At 71.1% G+C, this 19,679-nt stretch carries 15 protein-coding genes; 11 read left to right on the forward strand and 4 right to left on the reverse strand.

The genetic code is table 11. The annotated features are described in order from the left end of the window. Window positions 1-18: 18 nt before the first annotated feature. Entirely contained in the window at window positions 19-2,181 is a 2,163-nt protein-coding gene (locus AB4091_RS07510; RefSeq protein ID WP_442291106.1) for a hypothetical protein, read from the reverse strand. A 161-nt stretch (window positions 2,182-2,342) separates the two neighbouring features. Between AB4091_RS07510 and AB4091_RS07515 the strand changes: the two genes are divergently transcribed. The 7 genes from AB4091_RS07515 (at window position 2,343) to AB4091_RS07545 (ending at window position 10,009) form a co-directional block, all read left to right on the forward strand. After that, window positions 2,343-3,434, forward strand: coding sequence for a cation diffusion facilitator family transporter (locus tag AB4091_RS07515; protein WP_442291107.1), 1,092 nt, complete (start codon window positions 2,343-2,345; stop codon window positions 3,432-3,434). Between the two features lie 102 nt (window positions 3,435-3,536). Beyond that, entirely contained in the window at window positions 3,537-4,292 is a 756-nt protein-coding gene (locus AB4091_RS07520) for a DeoR/GlpR family DNA-binding transcription regulator (RefSeq protein ID WP_442291108.1), read from the forward strand. Between the two features lie 95 nt (window positions 4,293-4,387). After that, window positions 4,388-5,842, forward strand: coding sequence for an extracellular solute-binding protein (locus tag AB4091_RS07525; RefSeq protein ID WP_442291109.1), 1,455 nt, complete (start codon window positions 4,388-4,390; stop codon window positions 5,840-5,842). Window positions 5,843-5,897: 55 nt separating this feature from the next. Next, complete coding sequence (locus tag AB4091_RS07530; RefSeq protein ID WP_442291110.1) at window positions 5,898-6,851, forward strand: carbohydrate ABC transporter permease; 954 nt, start codon at window positions 5,898-5,900, stop codon at window positions 6,849-6,851. Window positions 6,852-6,858: 7 nt separating this feature from the next. Beyond that, window positions 6,859-7,680, forward strand: coding sequence for an ABC transporter permease subunit (locus AB4091_RS07535; RefSeq protein WP_442291111.1), 822 nt, complete (start codon window positions 6,859-6,861; stop codon window positions 7,678-7,680). Next, entirely contained in the window at window positions 7,680-8,774 is a 1,095-nt protein-coding gene (locus AB4091_RS07540) for an ABC transporter ATP-binding protein (protein WP_442291112.1), read from the forward strand. Before AB4091_RS07535 ends, AB4091_RS07540 begins: the two co-directional genes overlap by 1 nt. Beyond that, window positions 8,771-10,009 carry a CehA/McbA family metallohydrolase gene (locus AB4091_RS07545; protein ID WP_442291113.1) on the forward strand — a complete coding sequence of 413 codons (1,239 nt, stop codon included), beginning with the start codon at window positions 8,771-8,773 and terminating at the stop codon, window positions 10,007-10,009. Before AB4091_RS07540 ends, AB4091_RS07545 begins: the two co-directional genes overlap by 4 nt. Before the next feature lie 109 nt (window positions 10,010-10,118). Here AB4091_RS07545 and AB4091_RS07550 read toward each other — a convergent pair whose 3' ends face one another. Beyond that, window positions 10,119-12,932 (reverse strand): hypothetical protein, encoded by a 2,814-nt coding sequence (locus AB4091_RS07550; protein WP_442291114.1) that lies wholly within the window; start codon window positions 12,930-12,932, stop codon window positions 10,119-10,121. A 202-nt stretch (window positions 12,933-13,134) separates the two neighbouring features. Between AB4091_RS07550 and AB4091_RS07555 the strand changes: the two genes are divergently transcribed. Next, window positions 13,135-14,625, forward strand: a complete 1,491-nt coding sequence (locus AB4091_RS07555) for an alpha/beta fold hydrolase (protein WP_442291115.1) — start codon at window positions 13,135-13,137, stop codon at window positions 14,623-14,625. A 59-nt stretch (window positions 14,626-14,684) separates the two neighbouring features. Here AB4091_RS07555 and AB4091_RS07560 read toward each other — a convergent pair whose 3' ends face one another. Further along, entirely contained in the window at window positions 14,685-16,238 is a 1,554-nt protein-coding gene (locus AB4091_RS07560) for a DUF222 domain-containing protein (RefSeq protein WP_442291116.1), read from the reverse strand. A 125-nt stretch (window positions 16,239-16,363) separates the two neighbouring features. Here AB4091_RS07560 and AB4091_RS07565 point away from each other — a divergent pair, with 125 nt between their 5' ends. Both AB4091_RS07565 and AB4091_RS07570 read left to right on the forward strand, forming a co-directional pair. Further along, window positions 16,364-16,618: a hypothetical protein gene (locus tag AB4091_RS07565; RefSeq protein WP_442291117.1), complete on the forward strand. Its 255-nt coding sequence runs from the start codon at window positions 16,364-16,366 to the stop codon at window positions 16,616-16,618. Continuing rightward, window positions 16,605-17,045 (forward strand): TA system VapC family ribonuclease toxin, encoded by a 441-nt coding sequence (locus tag AB4091_RS07570; RefSeq protein ID WP_442291118.1) that lies wholly within the window; start codon window positions 16,605-16,607, stop codon window positions 17,043-17,045. The genes AB4091_RS07565 and AB4091_RS07570 overlap by 14 nt, the downstream gene beginning before the upstream one ends. 88 nt (window positions 17,046-17,133) lie before the next feature. On the opposite strand, the gene AB4091_RS07575 is transcribed toward AB4091_RS07570, so the two are convergent. Then, window positions 17,134-18,156, reverse strand: a complete 1,023-nt coding sequence (locus AB4091_RS07575) for a LacI family DNA-binding transcriptional regulator (protein ID WP_442291119.1) — start codon at window positions 18,154-18,156, stop codon at window positions 17,134-17,136. 221 nt (window positions 18,157-18,377) lie between these two features. Between AB4091_RS07575 and AB4091_RS07580 the strand changes: the two genes are divergently transcribed. After that, window positions 18,378-19,673 carry an ABC transporter substrate-binding protein gene (locus AB4091_RS07580; RefSeq protein WP_442291120.1) on the forward strand — a complete coding sequence of 432 codons (1,296 nt, stop codon included), beginning with the start codon at window positions 18,378-18,380 and terminating at the stop codon, window positions 19,671-19,673. The last annotated feature ends 6 nt before the right edge of the window (window positions 19,674-19,679 follow it).

Raw genomic sequence — 19,679 nt, forward strand, 5'->3', positions numbered from 1 at the left:
GCCCTCGGGATCAGGCGCTCAGCTGGAGCGGGAGACCGTGGTGCCGCCGGCGACGAAGCAGGTGGCGATCGTCGGGCACTCGGGGGCGTAGGGGACCTCGTCGGGCGCGTAAGTGCCGTCGTCCGACCAGGTGCCGGAGTTCCAGACCATGGGCACCGTGTCGTTGCTGTAGGGATGTGTCGCCAGGCAGTGCGACGACGTGAGGCACGTGAGCGTGCCGAAGCGGTTGACGCTCGAGTCGATCAGGTGAACGGTCCAGGCGGAGCCGTTCCACTGCGCCCACGACCCGCTCTGGACGGCGAGGACGCACGACGACGCCGTGGCGCAGGACAGCATCCGGTCCTCGGCGGGGAGGCCCGAGGGTAGCCGCGCGGTCGTCGTGAAGGCCGTGCCGACGTACCGCCGGTAGGTGCCCTCGGACGACGCCAGCATGCAGGGGCCGCCGGGGGCACACGAGACCGAGGGGCCGTCGGCATACGGGTCCTTGAGGGCCGCCACCGGTGCCCACCAGCCAACGCCGTTGAACCGCGAGGCCCGGCCGTCGGCGTCGACGGCCAGGCACAGGGTCGGGCTGGCGCACGAGATGTCGGCCGCCGCGAGCGGCATGGTCTTCGCTGCGCCCCAGGCTCCCTCGGCCCACACGCGGTAGGCCTTGCTGGCCCTGTCCACGGCGATGCAGAAGCCGGGACCGGAGCACTCGACCGTGGCGCGCTGCGTGAAGAGCTTGCCCGAACGGGTCCAGGTCGCGCCGTTCCAGCTGACGAGCCAGCCGTTGCCGTCGAAGAGGAAGCACGAGGTGGTGCTCAGGCACCCCGGGCGCCCGACGCCTCCGGTCGTCTGCAGCGTCGTCGCGAGGACCCAGCGCGTGGTCGGCGTCCAGCGGTACAACCGGCCGCGGTTGTCGATCGCGAAGCAGGCGCCGCCCGTGCGTGGGCACGAGACGCCGGCCATGGTGCCAATGCCGGCGCTCAGCCTGGTGCGCTCGAGAAGGGCAGTGCTCGACCACCGCGCGACGTTGCCGTAGTTGAGGGCGACGCACAGGCTCGGGCTGCCGCACGACAGCTCGTTGGCCCAGTCGTCGGTGTTGTGCGGGCCCAGGGTCTGGAGGGCCCAGGTCGTCCCGGAGACGGTCACCCGGACGCGGTCGCCGAGACCGAGGCAGGTGGTCGACGAGCACGAGATGCGATAGGCGTTGCCCTGCTGGTAGCTGCCGAGGTATGCCGTGCTCCAGGTCGACGTCAGGGTGGCGCGCCAGCTGCTGTACGTGGAGTTGCCGGTTGCGACCGCGAAGCAGCGGCCGGCCGCCTGGCAGCCGACGTCCCACCACTCGACACCCCGCAGCGTGCCGATGCGCACGGGGGGCGTCCACGTCGTGCCGACGCGCGTCGTCGACCAGCCGTCACCGCGGATGGCGACGCAGTAGGTCGTCGTCGGGCAGTCGACGGCTCGCCATCCCGAGGACGGCGCACCCGCGGATCGCCAGGTGCCGCCGGAGAACTCGACGATCATGTTGCTGCGGATCGCGAGGCAGCGACCCGCGGACGGGCAGGTCAGCGAGGTGACGACCGACCCCGCGCGGTCCGGGTTGCTGCTCGCTCCGAACGCGCTCACCGGCGCCGACCACGTCGAGCCGGACATGACCTGGAACGTGCCGGTGTTGTTGACGACCATGCACCACGTCGTCGTGGCGCAGTCGACGGCGCCCGGCCAGCCGGCATACGGGCTGGCAGCGGTGGTGGTCCACGTGCGGTTCGGCGTGAACAGGACGTTCCGGCTGACCGGCCCTCGCCGGCCGGACGCGTCCTCGGCGACGGCGGTGTACGAGTACTGCAGGCCGGGAACGAGCCCGGTGTCGGGGGCGCTCGTGGCGGTGCCGGAGTAGACGGTCCGGGCGACGCCCGTCGGGTCGGTGCGCGTGACCGTGACGGCAGCCGCGGCAGGGTCGGTCGGAGGCGACCAGCTGATGGCGGCGCTCGTGGCGCCGGCCGCCTTCGCCGCCAGGCCGGACACGGACAGCGGATCGCCGGCGGTGGCGGACGGCGCCGGGACGATCGGCGTCGGCGCTGCGGGCGCAGACACCACGGACGGCGGTGCTGCCACGGCTCCACCGCCGGACGGGCCGAAGGCGAGCAACGGTGCAGCGGTCAGGGCGACGGCGAGAGCGCCCGTGACGAGTGACATGAAGCGGCGATGACGGTGCGGCGTGGCCACGACTCCCCTGTCGTATGCGGGCCGGCGCCGTGCCGGCCGCGGCGATCGTAGCGCTCGCGTCACCACCCCCGGGGGTATATGACGTGGGCGCTCTCTTGCGGGCGACGGTCGGTGGGAGAAGGGTGACACTCGTGGCAGACGACAGGGCGCGCGGCGAAGTAGCGGAAGCAGCCGAAGCGGACGAGACGGGCGGCGGTGGCGGCGAGAGCCTGACGACGGTGATCATCGCGCTCGTCGCGAACGCGCTCATCGCCGTGGCGAAGTCGCTCGTCGCCGTGATCACGGGGTCCGCGTCGATGGTCGCCGAGGCGGCGCACTCGTGGGCCGACGCCGGCAACGAGGTCTTCCTCATCCTCGCCGAGCGCAAGGCCGCCCAGCCCCGCGACGCGAGACACCCGTTCGGCTACGGGCGGGAGGCGTACGTCTGGTCGATGTTCGCGGCGTTCGGCCTCTTCGGCGCCGGCTCCGTCGTGTCGGTCTGGCACGGCATCTCGGTGCTCGGTCACGAGGAGCCGGAGACGTCGTACACCTGGGCGTATGCCGTGCTGGCGATCGCCTTCGTCTTGGAGAGCGTGTCGTTCGTCCAAGCGACGCGACAGACGAGGGCGGAGGCGAAGCGGCGTGGCCTGCGTCCGTTGAAGTTCATTGCGAACACGTCGAACCCGACGTTGCGGGCGGTTTTCGCCGAGGATGCTGCTGCGCTGGTCGGGCTGCTCATCGCGGGGCTGGGCATCTTCCTGCACCAGGTGACCGGCCAGGCCGTGTGGGACGCCGTCGGATCGATCCTCGTCGGGCTGCTGCTCGGGGTCGTCGCGATCTTCCTCATCCGGCGTAACCGCGACTTCCTCGTCGGCGAGTCGGTGAGTGCCGAGGTGTGGCGGCGTGCGCTGGACGAGCTGAACGACAGCCCCCAGGTCGAGCGGGTGACGTTCCTCCACCTCGAGTTCGTCGGGCCCGGCAAGGTCTTCCTGGTGGCCGCGGTCGACCTCGTCGGTGACGAGACGGAGGCGAAGGTCGCCGACCGGCTCACCGCGCTCGGACACGGCGTCGAGCAGCACCAGGTCGTCGAGCGCGCCGTGATCACGCTGTCGAGCCCCGACGCGGAGACCATCGACCCAGGCTCCGTGGGAGTCGCGGACGGTACCGGCACGGTCGGCGGGGCGAACGACCCGAGCGGCGCGAACGACCCCGGGGCGATGAGCCGCGGCGGCCGCAGCACCTGACGCGGCTGGTCAGCAGCGGGGGAGCAGGGGCCGTCGATCACGGTTGTGCACCCGCTGATCATCAGCGCGCATTTTCGCTCATTTGTGTGCAAGAGTTCGATCGTGCGCTACGCAAGGCACCGCGCCATTGCCGACGAGGTACGAGACGGAGCCGTCTCCGTGCAGGACCTCGTCATGCGACTCGGAGTCTCGTCGGCGACCATCCGCCGCGACCTCGCCGAGCTCGCCGACGCCGGCCTCGTGAGGCGCGTGCACGGGGGCGCGGCCCCGGCCCTACGGGTCGAGATCGACCAGCCCTACGAGAAGGCCGCCGACGACGCAGCAGCCGAGAAGCAGCGCATCGCCCGCCGGGCAGCTGAACTCGTGCGCGACGGCGACACCGTGCTGCTCGACATCGGCACGACCACCGGCGCACTGGCCCGCGAGCTGAGGGGCCGCAGCATCACCGTCATCACGCCGAGCCTCGCCGTGCTCGACGAGCTGCGCCACGACCCCGTCGTCGACGTGGTCATCCTCGGCGGAGCACTGCGGCGGGCCTACCACTCGCTCGTCGGACCGCTCACCGAGGACGCCCTGCGCCACGTCAGCGCCTCGCTCGTCTTCCTCGGCACGAGTGGCGTCGACTCCGAGGGCTGGATCCTCGACACGACGTCGGTCGAGGTGCCGACCAAGCGCCGGCTCGTCGAGAGCGGCGGTCGGGTGGTGCTCCTCGCCGACCACACGAAGTTCCCCGGCAAGGGCTCGATCCGCGTCTGCGACATGGAGTCGGTGTCGGTGCTCATCACCACCTCGCTCGCCGACCCGCACACGCTCGGCCGAGTCCGTGAGACCGGGACGGAGGTCCTGCTCGCCCCCTGACCTGCACCAGCAGCACGTCGCGCCGCACCGGAGACGGCGCCGCCCGTCATCACCCAGTACGCCTTCAGCACAGCCACCGGAGAAGGAGCCACACCATGGAAGTCCGTTCCGCCACCCCCGGCACGCCGCGGCGCGCACCCGCCCGCCCGCTCCGGCGCACCGTCGTCATCGGCCTCGCCGCCTGCGTCGTCATGGTGGGGGCCGCGTGCGACCGCAGCTCGGGCACGTCGGCCAACCCGACGCAGAACGCCGGCGCCAAGGACGTCACGCTCACCATCACGTCCAACGCCATCGCCGGCGGCAAGAACGCCGAGGAGGCCGACTGGTACGCCAAGTACGTCATCCCGACCTTCACCCAGCAGCAGAAGGCCAAGGGCGTCACGGTCAAGGTCACCTTCCAGCCGTCGGGTGTCGACGACGAGCAGTACAAGACAAAGGTCGCGCTCGACCTCAAGAGCAAGGCCGGCGCCGACGTCATGGCCCTCGACGGCATCTGGGTGGGCGAGTTCGCCCAGGCCGGCTACCTCAAGCCACTGGCCGACGTCGCCGGAGCGGGCGTGACGTCGTGGGAGGGGTGGTCGCAGATCCCCAAGGCCGTCCAGGCGAACGCGTCGTTCGAGGGCAAGGCGTACGGCATACCTGCTGGCGGCGACGGGCGCGTCCTCTACTTCAACAAGAAGCTCTTCGCTCAGGCCGGCCTGCCGGCCGACTGGCAGCCGAAGTCGTGGCAGGAGATCGTCGACGCGGGCGACAAGCTCAAGGCGATCCAGGGCATCGAGCCGGTCCAGATCAACGCCGGCACGGCGATGGGTGAGGCGACGACGATGCAGGGCGTGTTGCCGCTGCTCGTGGGCACCGGCTCCGAGATCTACGCCGACAACAAGTGGCAGGGCGACACCAAGGGCGTACGCGAGGTGCTGACCTTCTACAAGCAGCTCGTCGACCAGGGGCTGAGCAACAAGAACTACCAGCAGGCCGCCAAGGGCCGTGACCAGTCGTTCGCGGCGTTCGCGGCCGGCAAGGTCGGCATCCTGCTCGAGGGCGACTACTTCTGGCGGTCGGTCATCAACCCCGACCAGGGAGCCAACCCGATGGCGTCGCGCGACACCGACGTCGGCTGGGCGTTCATCCCGGCGCGCGAGCCCGGCGCGGGCGTGGGCGGCACCGACTACGTCTCGATGTCGGGTGGTGGCGGCTACTTCCTCAACCCGAACACGAAGTACCCCCAGCAGGCGTGGGAGCTGCTCCAGTTCCTCGGGTCGGCCGACGCGATCAACGCGCTGCTCGCTGGCTCCGCTCGCATCACGGCGCGCCAGGACGTCAACGACAAGGTGCTCGCCAAGGACCCACTGCTGACGTTCATCTCGCAGAAGGTGCTGCCGGTGACGCACTACCGGCCCGGTCTCGCCGTCTACCCGCAGGTCTCGCAGGCCCTGCAGCAGGCGACGGCCGACATCGTGTCGGGCAAGAGCGTCGACGAGGCGGCGAAGGCCTACTCGGCGGCGGTGGCCAAGGCCGTCGGAGGCGCAGACAAGGTGGCGACATCCTGATGGTCCCAGCGGTGGTCATCGGGCACCCGCCCCTTCAGGGGGAGGCGGGTGCCCGATGACCGCCACCGTGGACCGCAAGGACCGCAGGGACCGCAAGGACACCGAGGAACGCAAGGCTCGCAACCCGGCTCACGTCGACTCGAACGACGCCGCCGGCCTCGGGCGGGCCCGTGCGGCTGGCCTCGTCGCGCCGGCGCTCGTGCTCGTGCTGGCCTTCCTCGTCGTGCCGGCGGCGTGGACGGTCTACCTCGGTGTCACCGACTACCGCCTCACCGGCATCCAGGCGGCGAACCCCGAGTTCGTCGGCCTCGACAACTTCCGGGCCGCGATCGTCGACCCCGACTTCCGCAACTCGCTGTGGCTGACGCTGCTCTTCGTGCTCGGCTCGGCGATCATCGGTCAGACCGTCGCCGGCTTCGCGCTCGCCTGGACGCTGCGCACGGTTCCGAAGCTGGTGCGGTCGGCGGTAGAGACGCTGGTGCTGCTCGCGTGGATCCTGCCGAGCTCGATCGTCGCCTTCCTCTGGGTCGCCTACCTCTCCGGTGACGGCGGCACCCTCAACGCACTGCTCCACACGAACGGCACCGAGTGGCTGCTCGAGCACCCGATGGCCTCGATCATCGTCTTCAACACGTGGCGCGGCACCGCGTTCTCGATGCTGCTCTTCTCGGCGGCGCTCGGGGCCGTGCCGCCGTCGCAGCTCGAGTCGGCGCGTCTCGCCGGGGCCGGCCCGTTCGCCCAGCTGCGCGACGTCGTGCTGCCGCACATCCGCGGGCACGTGCTCACCAACACCCTGCTCATCAGCCTGTGGACGTTCAACGACTTCTCGCCCTACCTGCTGACGGCGGGCGGCCCCAACCACGCGAGCGAGACGCTGCCGGTCTTCATCTACAACAAGGCCCTCTACGGGGGGCAGCTCGGCTACGGCTCGGCCATCTCGTTCATCATGCTCGTGATCAACCTCGTCATCGCGCTCTTCTACGTGCGCCTGCTGCGGGAGCGGCGGTGAGGGCCCGATGAGAGCCCGGTCGGTCGTCGGCCGCCTCGCGCTCGTCGCGTTCCTCGCGGCGGTCGTGGCGTTCTGGGCGCTGCCGATGCTGTGGCTCGTCACGGCGCCGTTCGACGCGCGCCCGGGGCTCGACGTCAGCTGGCCCGACTGGACGCTCGCGAACTTCCAGAAGCTGTCGGAGAACCCGTACGCGTTCTCCTCCCTCAAGAACTCCGTCTACCTCGCGGCGGGCACGATGCTCGGCGTGACCGTCCTGGCGGCGCTGGCGGCATACTCCCTCTCGCGGGTGCGCATCCCCGGGCGCAACGGCATCCTCTACGGGCTGCTGCTGCTCAGCTCGATCGTCACTGGCACGGCGGCGATGGTGCCGATCTTCCAGCTGATGTTCCAGCTCAACCTCATCGACGACCGCTCCGGCGTGATCCTCGTGCTGACGGGCGGCCTTCTGCCAGCAGCGATCTTCATCCTCAAGGACTTCATGGACGCGACGCCGAAGTCTTACGAGGAGAGCGCGCGGGTCTTCGGCGCGAGCCCCACCCAGGTGCTGCGGCACGTCGTGCTGCCGATCGTGCGGCCGGGGCTCGCGACCATCGCCGTGTGGGCCCTGGTCAACGTGTGGAGCGACTTCCTCACGGCATACATCCTCTTGCGTGACCCGGCCAAGATCCCGGCGGGCGTCGTCATGTACACCTTCTACTCCGAGGGTGGCCAGGCGAATCTGCCTCTCATCTCGGCGTTCTCGCTCGTCTACGCGCTGCCGGTGGTGGCGCTCTACCTGTTCGTCAACCGACGCTACGGGTTCCGGTTCCACGGAGGCATCAAGAGCTGATGGCCAGCATTCGCATCGACGGGCTCACCAAGGTCTACCCGGGTGACGTCACCGCCATCGACGGTCTCGACGTGACGGTCGCGGACGGGTCGTTCTTCGCGCTGCTCGGGCCGTCGGGCTGCGGCAAGACGACGCTGCTGCGCACCATCGCGGGCCTCGAGGAGGCGTCGGGCGGCTCGATCGCCATCGGCGAGCGCGACGTCACGCGACTCGCTCCGGGCGAGCGGAACGTCGCGATGGTCTTCCAGGACTACGCGCTCTTCCCGCACATGACGGTGACCGACAACATCGCGTACCCCTTGCGTATCAAGAAGGTCGGGCGCAGCGAGCGTGTCGCGAAGGCAGCCGAGACCGGCGAGGGGCTGGGGCTGTCGGCGCTGATGGAGCGGCGGCCGGGGGAGCTGTCGGGCGGCCAGCAGCAGCGCGTGGCGCTCGCACGTGCGATGGCCTGCCAGCCTTCGGTGTTCCTGCTCGACGAGCCGCTCTCGAACCTCGACGCCCGACTTCGGCTCGAGGCGCGCACCTTCCTCAAGCGCCTGCAGCGCGACCTCGGGGTCACCACGGTGTTCGTCACGCACGACCAGAGCGAGGCGCTCGCGATGGCCGACCAGATCGCTGTCATGGAGGCCGGGCGCATCCGCCAGCTGGGCACGCCGTCCGAGATCTTCCGGCGCCCGGCGAACACGTTCGTCGCGAACTTCATCGGGTCGACGCCGATGAACATGCTGCCGGGCAAGCTCGTCGGCGGTTCGTTGCAGGTCGGTTCTCTCGAGGGCGTGGATGCCGTCGGTGTCGGGTGGGCGGGTGCCGATGCCGCGGACGGTGAGGTCACGGTGGCCTTCCGGCCTGAGTACGCGCGGGTCGGCGGCGAGGGGCCGCTCGTCTTCGAGGGGGCGGTCGAGACGACCGAGAGCCTCGGCGCGAGCGTGCTCGTCACGGCGCGCACCGACGACGGGCAGCGGGTGCAGGTCGTCGTGCCCGAGGGGGAGGAGCCCGAGGTCGGGGCGGTCGTGGGGGTCGCCCCGGCCTCCAGCCGCGTGCTCGTCTACGACGCGGAGGGGGAGCTGCTCTCGCCGAGCAGTTCCGTGTCGTGACGTCCCCGACGTTGCTGCGGGTCGGTCGCACCTGGCTGCCCGAGGATCGCGCCGAGTCGCAGATCCGCTCCATCGCCTTCGACGTGCCCGGGTCAGGGGCAGGCGCGATCGAGGTCGAGATGACGTATGCCGCCGAGCCGGGTGCCGTGCTCGACCTCGGTCTCGAGGGGCCGCGTGGCTACGTCGGCTGGTCGGGTGGAGCACGTAGCCGGGTCGTCGTCTCCGAGGGGTGGGCGACACCGGGCTACGTGCCCCAGCCGGTCGAGCCGGGGATGTGGTCCGTGCTCATCGGGCTGCACCGGGTGCCTGCGTCGGGGGCGGCGATGGAGCTGACGGTGCGGGCGGCGGAGCCTTCTGTCGTCGAGGAGCACCGGCGGATCTCACCCGAGGAGCCTGCTCCCGCCAGTGCCTCGGCGCGGCCGCGTGCGGGGAGGGAGCGTGGGCTGCCGTCGGTGGACGGGATGCAGTGGCTCGCCGGCGACTTCCACTCGCACACGGTGCACTCCGACGGATCATTGCCCGTGGGCGGGCTTGCCGCACTCGCCGTCTCACGGGGTCTGGACTTCCTGGCCGTCACCGACCACAACACGATCAGCCACCACGCGCAGCTGCCCTCGGTTGGTGGTCGGCACGGGATCACGCTCGTGCCGGGGCAGGAGGTCACGCGCGACGTCGGGCACGCGAACGTCTTCGGCGACGTCGGGCTCGTCGACTTCCGGTCACCGCCCGAGACGTGGGCAGCGCAGGCCGAGAGTCGCGGCGGCCTGATGTCGATCAACCACCCGCTCGCCGGCGACTGCGCCTGGTTGCTGCCGGTCGACCGCCCACAGGTGGCCGAGGTGTGGCACTCGTCGTGGGCGCAGGTGCCGACCTGGGGAGCACCGCTCGCCTGGTGGTTGCAGACCTCCGCGACGACGCCGATCGGCGGCAGCGACTTCCACACGGAAGGCAGCGACGGTCTACCCGGGTCCCCGACGACCTGGGTGCTCGCCGAGGGCGACGACATTCTCGGCGCCGTGCGCGCCGGACGGACCGCGGTCAGTGCCGGCGTCGACGGCCCGCTGCTCCTCCGCGACGGCGACGGCGTCGTGGCCCTCGGAGCCGAGGGCCTGATCCTCACCGGCTTCGGTCAGCGCCGCTGCGTCCTCCGCGAAGACCGCGTGCGCGTGCGGGCCTGGGACGGCCCCTGCTGGCTCGAGGACGGCACCCGAGCCGTCCACGCACTCTCCCCCTGAGTCGAGCGCCCACTGGGGGAGCGCGTCGGGAACTGGGCACTCGACTGGGGGAGCGCGTCGGAGACTGGCACTCGACTGGGCGCGGAGGGCTGGTGCGGTGGTTCCTTGGTCAGCGGGGGAGGGGGACTCCGATGTCGATCCTCACCGTGGCGATCTGCCACGGGCGCAGGGGGAGTCGCAGGATGCCGTCGCTGACCCCGAGCTCATCGCCCGGCCTGCCCATGCCGTCGACGTGGGACGCCGATCGGATCGGGACGGCGGTCGTTCCGAGCAGGGCCTCGGTGGGGTCGTCGGACGAATTGAGCAGGCGCACCTCGACGGACGTGTCGTCGTCCTGGCGGCGCCGGAGAGAGACGAGCTGCACGCCGGGCCCGTCGACGGTCAGGCCCTCGACGGCGCGTGCGGCTGTCTCGGCGGGGGCGGTGCCGGCGGTGACGACGACCGGGTGCAGGAAGGCCTCGGCGGCCTGGACGAGGCCGGCGTCTGCCCACGAGCCGCGGTGCGGCATCACGGCGAGCGACATGGTGCACGGGCCGAGCACCTGCGCCTCGGGTGTCGGCAGCTGGGGTCCTGCGGGCTCGCTGCGATACGGGTGGACGTTGCGGCTCAGGTAGCCGATGGCACGCAGGAGCGTCACCGCGACCTCGGTGGAGCCCGCTGCCAGGCCGTCCACGACCTCGTACTCGACAGTGCGTCCGAGCAGGATGCCCGCACCACCGGCGTCGACGAACATCTCGGCCGGGAAGGTCGGCAGCGGGTACTCACCGACCGGTCCGGCCTCCGCGGTTCGGCCACGGCGAACCACGGCGAGCTGACCCTGGGCGTGCGAGTGCTGCGCCGGTTCGGCTGTGGGCACGTGGATCCGGAGGCGGTGGTCACGCGTGCGGTTCTGCCAGTCGAGGCGCAGCCGCACGAAGGGCTCACCGGTGCGCAGCTCGACGTGCATCGAGACGAGCGTCGACTCGGTCTCAGCTGAGCGCCCGGCCAGGTCGCTCGCAAGCGGCAGGTCATAGCGGCGGTCGACCCGGACGGCTCCGACCACCGGTCCGCTGCTGCCGACGGCTGTGACTGCGATGTCCGTGGGGGTGTCTACAAGCACGTCGCGGGCGGGCGGTGCGTAGTTGTAGGAGTCGCCTGGATCGCCGCCGTCGACGAGGCGGCCGACGCCGCTCAGCACGACGCCGCCGGCCGTGACCGTGAGCGTGCCGTCGTCGGCGACCTCGACCCGCACGAGGCCGTTGTCGAGGACCCGGTCACCGATCCGGATCGACGCACCTTGTGCCGCAGTTGTCTCGGCCGAACGGTCCTGCTCCGCCGGGGCGGCTGAGTCCTGGCCGGCTTCGAGCGCGACCACGCGCGCGGTGGTCCAGCCGAGCGGCGGAACGGGCACCGAGGCCGCGATGCGGCGGCGGGGCTGGTCCCGGGTGATGACGTGCCACTCGGTTCCGGGGCCGGCCGACTCCGCCGCCGCGCGGAGACGTGCCTCGGCCGCGATGGCGTCGAAGTCGGGGTCGCCGTGGTCGGCGAGGTGGAACGTGAGCACCTGTGCGGCGTCGTCGATCTCGATGTCACGCACCTGCAGGCCGAAGAGCTCTCTGTCGTGGACGCGGTGCATGAGCCGCGGCAGGTCCTCGGACGTCACCGTCTCGGTCGCGAGCTCGGCATCGGGTCGCGAGATCTCCTGCGCGTCGACCACCGTGCCGTCGGCAACTTCGAGCCCGAGCCGGGTCCAGTCCGCAGGCACCGGGACGGTGAGCTCGACGACGTCGTGGCGCTCCGAGGCGAGCGGGTTGGCGATGACGAGCGAACCAAGCGAACTGGCCGAAGCGGCCACCGCGAGTGCACGGTCGCGGACGGCCTGAGCGGCGTGCTCTCCTTCCTGCAGCCGGGCGAGCACCTGGACCGCGGTCTCGTCGACACCGCAGCCGGTGACCGAGTCGTGGCACGAGGAGTCGATGACCCGCCGCCAGGCCATCGACAGGTAGTGGCTGGGCAGGGAGGGCAGGTGGAGCGCGGCGAACGGCTCGGCATACCTGGTGAGCAGTCGCTCGGTGCGGGCCATCGCCTCCTTGAGCTGCCACCGGACGGACAGCACGCCCGGCAGGATGTTGGAGCGCGCGTGGCTGCGCAGCTCGCCGTCGAGCGTGCGCAGGTCGTCGCAGGGCGTACGCGGCTCGGCCAGGTACTCGGTCAGCGTGGCCACCTGGATGCGGGGGCCGTCTGCGTCGGCGTCGAGATCGGCCACCTCGGCCATGAGCGAGGGCAGGGGGGCGGCGTGGTCGGTGCCGTACATCGCGAGGAAGTCGCCGGCATACCAGTGCGTCTGCGTCCTGAGTCGGGCGGCGAGGCGCTCGCGGGCTGCTCCGCCGCCGAAGACGTCGGCGACGTTGCCGTAGCTGTTGGCGAGGAACTCGGTGCGGATGCCGGTGCCGTCAGGGGAGCGCCACCAGAACTCGTGTCGGTCGACCTCGGCCGGGACGCCACGGTAGACGACGGCCTGGTCGATGCCGGCGTGGCGCAGGATCTGGGGCATCTGGGCGCAGTGGCCGAACATGTCGGGGAGGTAGCCGATCGGCATGACGGGCCCGAGCCGTTCGGCGTCGGCCCAGCCCATCTCGAGGTTGCGGATCATCGTCTCGCCGGAGCAGAGGAACTCGTCCATGAGGACGCGCCACGGGCCGATCGCCAGCTGGCCGCTCGCGACGAGTTTGCGCACCGCATCGGTCTGCTCGGGTCGGACCTCGAGGTAGTCGTCGATGGCGGCCATCTGGCCGTCCATGGTGAAGCGGAAGCCGGGCTCGCGGGCGGCGCGGGCGACGACGTCGTCCATGAGGTCGACGAGGCGGAGGCGGAACCGCTGGAAGGGCTCGTACCACTCGCGGTCCCAGTGCGTGTGGGGGACGAGCCACACCGTCGAGGTCATGGCTCACGATCCTGTCAGCCGAGGCCGCCCGGTTGGGGCCAAGGGAGTGGGCATCGGTCGGGTTCTGTGGGATTCGGGGAGCGGGCGGGGGCGGGACCTTCGCCTCTGGAGGCGCCGGGGCAGGCCCGCGCACCCTCAGAGGATGAGGGGAGCGTGAGGCTGGTCGAGGAGGCGGCAGGTGTGGCGATGGTGGCGACGAGTCGTGCCGGGGGTCGTGGTGGCACTGGCCTTGGCCGCCTGCACGGCGCCGGACCAGACCGTCCCGGCCACTGCGAGCAGCCCCACGCGTGATGCGGGCGCGACGACCGCCGGGCGGTCGATGGCCGGTGCCCCGCTGGTGGCGTGCACCGTCAAGGGCCAGCGTCCGGTGCGGGCCGAGGCGACTGCCCTGTGCGGCACGCTGACCGTGCCCGAGGATCGGTCGAAGCCGGCCGGTCGGCAGCTCGGCCTCCGCGTGGCGGTCATCCCGGCGAGCGGCCCGCGTGCGGGGGCGGACCCCGTCTTCGTCGTGGCCGGCGGCCCGGGCGAGGCGAGCACGCAGTTCTTCGCGTGGTTCCCGTCTGTCTTCACCGAGCTGCACGCCTCGCGCGACATCGTGCTCGTCGACCAGCGCGGCACCGGCGCGTCGAAGGCCGTGCACCTGCCGCCGCTCCCTGCCGTCGCTGGCCTGGCTCCGGCAGCCGCGGAGGCGCGCCTCGCGACGTGGGCCCACGACGGGCTGAGGGCGATCGACGTCGACCCGCGGCAGCTCACCACGGCCGTCGCGGCCGAGGACCTGGACGCTGTCCGGGCAGCGCTCGGCTATTCGGCGATCAACCTCTACGGCACCTCGTACGGCGGGACGCTCGTGCAGTACTACCTGCGCCAACACCCCGAGCACGTACGCGTCGCCGTCCTCGACGGGGCTACCCCGGTCGACGTGCCGGTCTTCGAGCGGATGGCGAGGAGTAGCCAAGCAGCGCTCGCGCTGCTGCTGCGTCGATGCGCTGCCGACGGGTCGTGTCACGCCGCGTTCCCGCGGCTCGACGCGGAGTGGCGCGAGGTGCTCGCGCGGTTCCACACGCCGGTGCGGGTCGTCGACGGTGCCTCCGGGCAGTCCGCTGTCATCACCCAGGCCATGCTGGCCGAGGCGATCCACACGGCCCTGCTCACCGAGGCCGGTGCGGCGCAGGTGCCGCTCGCGATCCACCTGGTCCACGAGGGTCGCTACGTCGACGCCGCCGGTCTCATCGGCCTCAGCTCCTCCAGTGAGCCGACCCTCGTCATGGCCGACGAGATCCTCTGCTCCGAGGCGTGGGCGAGAGACGACCCGGCTGCGGTGGCGTGGCGCGGGGTCGGCAGCTATGCCCTGCCGCGGGAGGTCGCACAGGCACGGGAGCGGGCCGCGATGTGTCGACACCTCCCGCGGGGAAACGTGCCTGCGGGCGACGGTGCCGCGGTGCGGACGACGGTCCCCACCCTGTGGCTGGCCGGTGACGGGGACCCCCAGGACCCGCCGGCGAACCTCAGCGGCATCGCCGCGCAGCAGCCCCGGAGCACGTTCGTCGTCATGCCCGCCCAGCAGCACGTCGTCGGCCAGCTCGGCTGCCTGCCCTCTGTGGTCGCGACCTTCGTCGCGGCGGGCGGCGGCGACGGGTTGAACACCTCATGCGCGGCGGCCGGCTCGCCGGCACCGCCGTTCCGCCTTCGCTAGGAAGGCACGCACCGGGCAGCCCAACGTCCCCGCCGGTATGGGCGGGGTGTGGGGCGGGGTCATCTGGTGTGCCAGGTGACGCCGGTCGTGGTGACCGTGGCGGTGAGGTCGTGCTGGTGGACGTGAGTGTGGTGTCTCTCGCAGAGCAGCGCCCCGTTGGTGAGGTCGGTCGTGCCGCCGGCCTGCCAGGGCTGGACGTGGTGGGCGTCGCACCAGGTCGCGGGGACGGTGCAGTTCTCGAAGCTGCAGCCGCGGTCGCGGGCGATGAGGGCCAGGCGTTGGCTGCGCGTGAAGAGGCGGCGGCCGTGGCCGAGGTCGAGGGGGGCGCTGTCGCCACCGAGGACCATCGGGATGATCTCGGCGTCGCAGGCCATCCGGCGCACGACCCCCGGTGACAAGACGTCGCCGGTGAGCGTGGTGCCGGTGCCCTTGACGTCGTCGACGAGGGTGTCGTAGTCGATGAGGACGACGACCTTGGCCTTGTCGGTGGTGGGCACGCCCTCGGCGGAGGCGACTCCGCGCTGGACGATGGTCAGCAGCGCGTCCATGCGACGCCGCGCCGGGGTGCGCTCGTCGGGAGTGACGGTGCGGCCCTGCTCGTCCGTCTCGGGGCACGGGATGGACAGCGGGTCGATGGCGGCCTTGAGGATGGCGGCGCCCTCGGGGTCGAGGATGCCGCGCAGGCCGACCATGCCGGTGGCGGTGGGTGGGGTGAACCACAGGCCGCGGGCATCGCGGCGGCCACGGTCGAGCTTGTCCTCGTCGTGCGGTGGCCGGACCTGTTCGGTGTGGTGCCGGGCCAGCCGGGCCAGCTCTTCGGGTCGGAGCTGTGCCGCCTGGGTGGTCAGGTCGTCGAGAGCCGTGGTGAGGTCGTCGGAGTCGGCGACCGGACGCACCCGGGTGTCGAAGTCGATGATCTGGGCGGCGTGCCCGACGGTGACCTGCTGGGTGGCCACGAGCATCCGCAGCCGGGCCCAGCGCGCCTGGGCGAGGGCGGCGCCGACGGTGACGAACGCCTTGGCCTGCCCGGCGGTGAGGCTGGGGTCGTGGCTGCGGAGCCAGTCGGTGCGAGACAGACCAGCCGGTGGCTCGACCCCGCGCGTCACGAGCTCGGTGATGATGGTGACGAGGGTGACCTCCAGCGCACGCCGCTGACCGGCGACGCGCTCGGCGGCCGCAGTGAGCTCGGACTCGGCGTGCGCGCCCAGGCCAAGGCCCAGGCTGGCCTCGATGGCGATCGCCTCGTGGCTGCCGAGCCACGCCTCGGGCCCGCCCCCGGGGCCACGGCCGTTGATTCCGCCGTCGACTCCGCCGTCGACTCCGCCGTCGACTTCGCCGTCGAGGCTGCCGTCGACGCCGTCGACGCCGTCGAGGCTGCCGTCGACTCCGCCGTTCATGTCGCCCACTCCGCTGCCCATGCCGTCGGCGGTGCCGCTGCTCGTGCCCCGGTCGCGCGTAGACGGCGCGGTGGGCTGGGACGAGGCAGACGGCATACGCCCCGAAAGGCTCGCCCAGAACCCACCCTCGGCCACGCCGCCCGTGGCGCGCTGTCGCGCCTCGAGGTCGGCGAGCCGGCTCCGGAGGAGCTCGAGCATCGTGGGTTCGCTTGCCATGAAACGACTTTAGAGGCGACCACCGACAGTGCCCGGCTGCTCGGTCAGTCCGTACGCGAGAGCGCTGAGGCGCTCGCATCATGATGCATAGGAGTTGATGTTATGATGCGCATATGCGCACGACCGTGAACATCGACGACCGGCTTCTCGCTGAGGCCAAGCTCATCGCCGCGCGCCAGCACCGCACCATCGGCTCCGTTCTGGAGGACGCCTTGCGCCAGCTCATCGATGCCGATGCGGCTACGCCGGCTGTTCGAGCCGATTTCCAGCTGCACACGTTCGTGCCGAAGCGGCCGGGTCTGAGACCCGGCGTCGACCTCGAGGACAAGGAGCTCATGGCCGACCTGCTCGATGGTGATGCACACGATGCTCCTGCTTGACGTCAACATCTGCCTCTACGCCTACCGGCCAGCAGAGTCGGAGTCGGCCGCGCTCGTCAGTGAATGGCTCGCGCCCCGTCTCGTCGGACACGAACGCATCGGCGTGAGCGAGCCGGTCCTCGCCTCAGTGATCCGCATCGCCACCCACCCCAGGGTCTTCCGCACGCCCTCGACCCCCTCTGATGTTCTCGAGTTCGCCGAGTCGCTGGCCTCGGCGCCGGCGGCGGTGCGGGTGCGCCCGGGCCCGGAGCACTGGCCGATCGTCACGGAGCTCGTCAGGGAGCACCGGCTGAGGGGCAACGACGTGCCCGACGCAGTCCTCGCGGCCCACGCCCTCGAGCTCGGCGCGACGCTGGTGACCCTCGACCGTGGTTTCGCGCGGTTCACGCCCCTGCGCACGGTCAACCCCCTCGCCGACCCGGGATGAGTCCCACCCGACGGGCCAGACGATGACCTCAGACTGAGCCCGCAGCTGGAGTGACAGTGGCCAGAGGTGGCCCGATGCCGCGGAGCCGTCAGGTGAGGCTGCGGACCGACCCGCGTACCTGGAGCGGCATCTCGACGAGGTGCTCGCCCGGCGTGGGCGCGGGGTCGAGCAGCAGCTCGAGCCCGCGACGGCCCATCTCGAGGTACGGCAGCCGAGCCGTGGTGAGCCCGGGGCGCAGGTAGGCGGCGATCTGGTCGTCGTCGAAGGAGGCGACCGAGAGGTCGTCAGGGATGCGGAGTCCCTTCTCCTGCATGGCCTGCTGGGCGCCGAAGGCGACGCGGTCGTTGAGGCAGAGCACCGCCGTGACGGGCGCGCCGGACGCCAGCACTGCCTTGGCCGCGTCGTAGCCGTTCCAGGGCTCCCACTTCTCGATGTCTGCGACCGCCACGGGGGTCACGCCGGCCTCGTCGAGCGCACGGTGGATGCCGTCGAAGCGGCGGCCGATCGTCACCGAGACGCGCGGGTCGGTCCGCGCCACCGGCGCATTGCCGATGATCGCGATCCCGTCGCGGTGGCCGGCGTCGAGCAGGTGGCGCGTGACGGCATACCCGGCCTGCTCCTCGTCGGGGAGGACGGCGACGGGCACGTCCGGGTTGACGCAGTTGACGGTGACGGTGCGGATGCCGTCAGGCAGCGGCGGGAGGTCGATGAGGCGTGCCGACAGGGCTCCGAAGATGAGCCCGTCGACCTGGCGGTCGGCCATCGAGTCCAGCGCCTTGCGCAGCTGCTTGGGGTGGTTGAAGGTCTCGGCGATGAGGACGCCGCGGTCGCTCTCGTCGGCGGCGTCGAGCAGGCCGCGGATCATCGCGGAGGCGAAGCGGGTGACGGTGACGTCGTCGGAGATGAAACCGACGGTGCCGGTGGTGCCGAGCCGCAGCGAGCGTGCCTGCGGGTTGGGGCGGTAGTTGAGCTCGCGAGCGGCCTCGTGGATGCGTGCGACGGCGTCGGCGGACAGGCGCGAGCCGGGCCGGTTGTTGAGCACCAGGCTCACGGCCGTCTTCGACAGGCCGGCCCGCTCGGCGACGTCTGCGAGCGTCGTCCGCTTGTTCACTCCCACCCCTTCGTCGTCGCGTGGTCGCGACCTTGCGTATGCCGTGTGCACCCTCCCTGGGGCGCCCGGCGCAAGCGTACCCCACGGTAGAGATGGCCTGAGGGCATACCGGCTGGTGAAAAGGATTTAGCAACCTCTTGCGCGGCGCCCCGCCGGCCCGCTACCTTCTCGTGCTGAAAGGTTTTAGCAGTGGCGCTGACCTGACCATCACGGAGGAACCGATGAAGCTCACCCCCACCCCCAAGCGCATCGCCGTCGGCCTGCTCGCCGCGGCGCTGCCCCTGTCCATGGCCGCCTGCGCCAAGGGCGGCAGCTCGAGCTCCGGCGGCGCCGGTGGCGAACTGACCATGTGGACGCACAACGCCGGCAACAAGGCCGAGCTCGCGGCGATCCAGAAGATCGTCACCGACTACAACGCGAGCCAGGGCAAGTACAAGGTGAACGTCCAGGCCTTCCCGCAGGACTCCTACAACCAGTCCGTCGTCGCGGCAGCCGCCAGCAAGAAGCTCCCGTGCATCCTCGACATCGACGGGCCGAACGTGCCGAACTGGGCCTGGGCCGGCTACCTCGCGCCGCTCGACGGTCTCGAGGGGACGCTGTCGAAGTACCTCCCGACCGTGCTCGGCAAGTGGGACAACAAGACGTACTCCTACGGCTACTACGACGTCGCGCTCGTCATGGTCACGCGCAAGACGATCCTCGACAAGTACGGCATCCGGGTCCCGACCGTCGACCAGCCGTGGACCAAGGACGAGTTCACCGCGGCCCTGAAGAAGATCAAGGCCTCCGGCGCGTTCCAGAACCCGCTCGACATCGCGACGAGCTTCACCGGCGAGTGGTGGCCGTACGCGTACTCCCCGATGCTCCAGAGCTTCGGCGGCGACCTCGTCAACCGCGACGGCTACAAGACTGCTGAGGGATTGCTCAACGGCCCCAAGGCGCTCGAGTGGGCGAAGTGGTTCCGCGGCCTCGTCACCGATGGCCTCGTCCCTCTGAAGTCGGGCGCCGACCCGGCCAAGGACTTCATCAACGGCAAGTCCGCGATCCTCTACAACGGCACGTGGACCGCCGTCGACACCCGCAAGGCCTTCGGCAAGGACACCCTCTTCCTCCCGCCGCCGGACCTCGGCACCGGCCCGAAGATCGGTGGCGGCTCGTGGCAGTGGGGCATCTCGCAGAACTGCACCGACAAGGCCGGCGCGCTCGACTACATGAAGTTCGCGGCGCAGGACAAGTACGTCGCGAGCGTCGCCCGCGACACGAACAACATCCCGGCCACCGATGCCGCCGCCGCCCAGGTGAAGGGCTACGAGAAGGGCGGGGAGAACCAGCTCTTCCTCGACTACGCCAAGAAGTTCGCCGTGCTGCGTCCCGTCTCGCCCGGCTACCCCTTCATCGCGACGGAGTTCACCAAGACCGCGCAGGACATCCTCAACGGTGCGGACCCGAAGCAGGCGCTCGACCAGGCCGTGAAGGACATCGACGCCAACCAGAAGTCCAACGGCTACTTCCAGTGAGTGACT

This window comes from Terrabacter sp. 2RAF25, assembly GCF_052115265.1.
GTDB lineage: Bacteria > Actinomycetota > Actinomycetes > Actinomycetales > Dermatophilaceae > Terrabacter.

What these genes read in the sequence shown, in the direction of transcription:
- AB4091_RS07525 (WP_442291109.1), top strand. Translation starts at nt 4,388, where the DNA reads ATGGAAGTCCGTTCCGCCACCCCCGGCACGCCGCGGCGCGCACCCGCC.
- AB4091_RS07580 (WP_442291120.1), top strand. Translation starts at nt 18,378, where the DNA reads ATGAAGCTCACCCCCACCCCCAAGCGCATCGCCGTCGGCCTGCTCGCC.
- AB4091_RS07510 (WP_442291106.1), bottom strand. Translation starts at nt 2,181, where the DNA reads ATGTCACTCGTCACGGGCGCTCTCGCCGTCGCCCTGACCGCTGCACCG.
- AB4091_RS07570 (WP_442291118.1), top strand. Translation starts at nt 16,605, where the DNA reads ATGCTCCTGCTTGACGTCAACATCTGCCTCTACGCCTACCGGCCAGCA.
- AB4091_RS07535 (WP_442291111.1), top strand. Translation starts at nt 6,859, where the DNA reads ATGAGAGCCCGGTCGGTCGTCGGCCGCCTCGCGCTCGTCGCGTTCCTC.
- AB4091_RS07560 (WP_442291116.1), bottom strand. Translation starts at nt 16,238, where the DNA reads ATGGCAAGCGAACCCACGATGCTCGAGCTCCTCCGGAGCCGGCTCGCC.
- AB4091_RS07540 (WP_442291112.1), top strand. Translation starts at nt 7,680, where the DNA reads ATGGCCAGCATTCGCATCGACGGGCTCACCAAGGTCTACCCGGGTGAC.
- AB4091_RS07530 (WP_442291110.1), top strand. Translation starts at nt 5,898, where the DNA reads ATGACCGCCACCGTGGACCGCAAGGACCGCAGGGACCGCAAGGACACC.
- AB4091_RS07550 (WP_442291114.1), bottom strand. Translation starts at nt 12,932, where the DNA reads ATGACCTCGACGGTGTGGCTCGTCCCCCACACGCACTGGGACCGCGAG.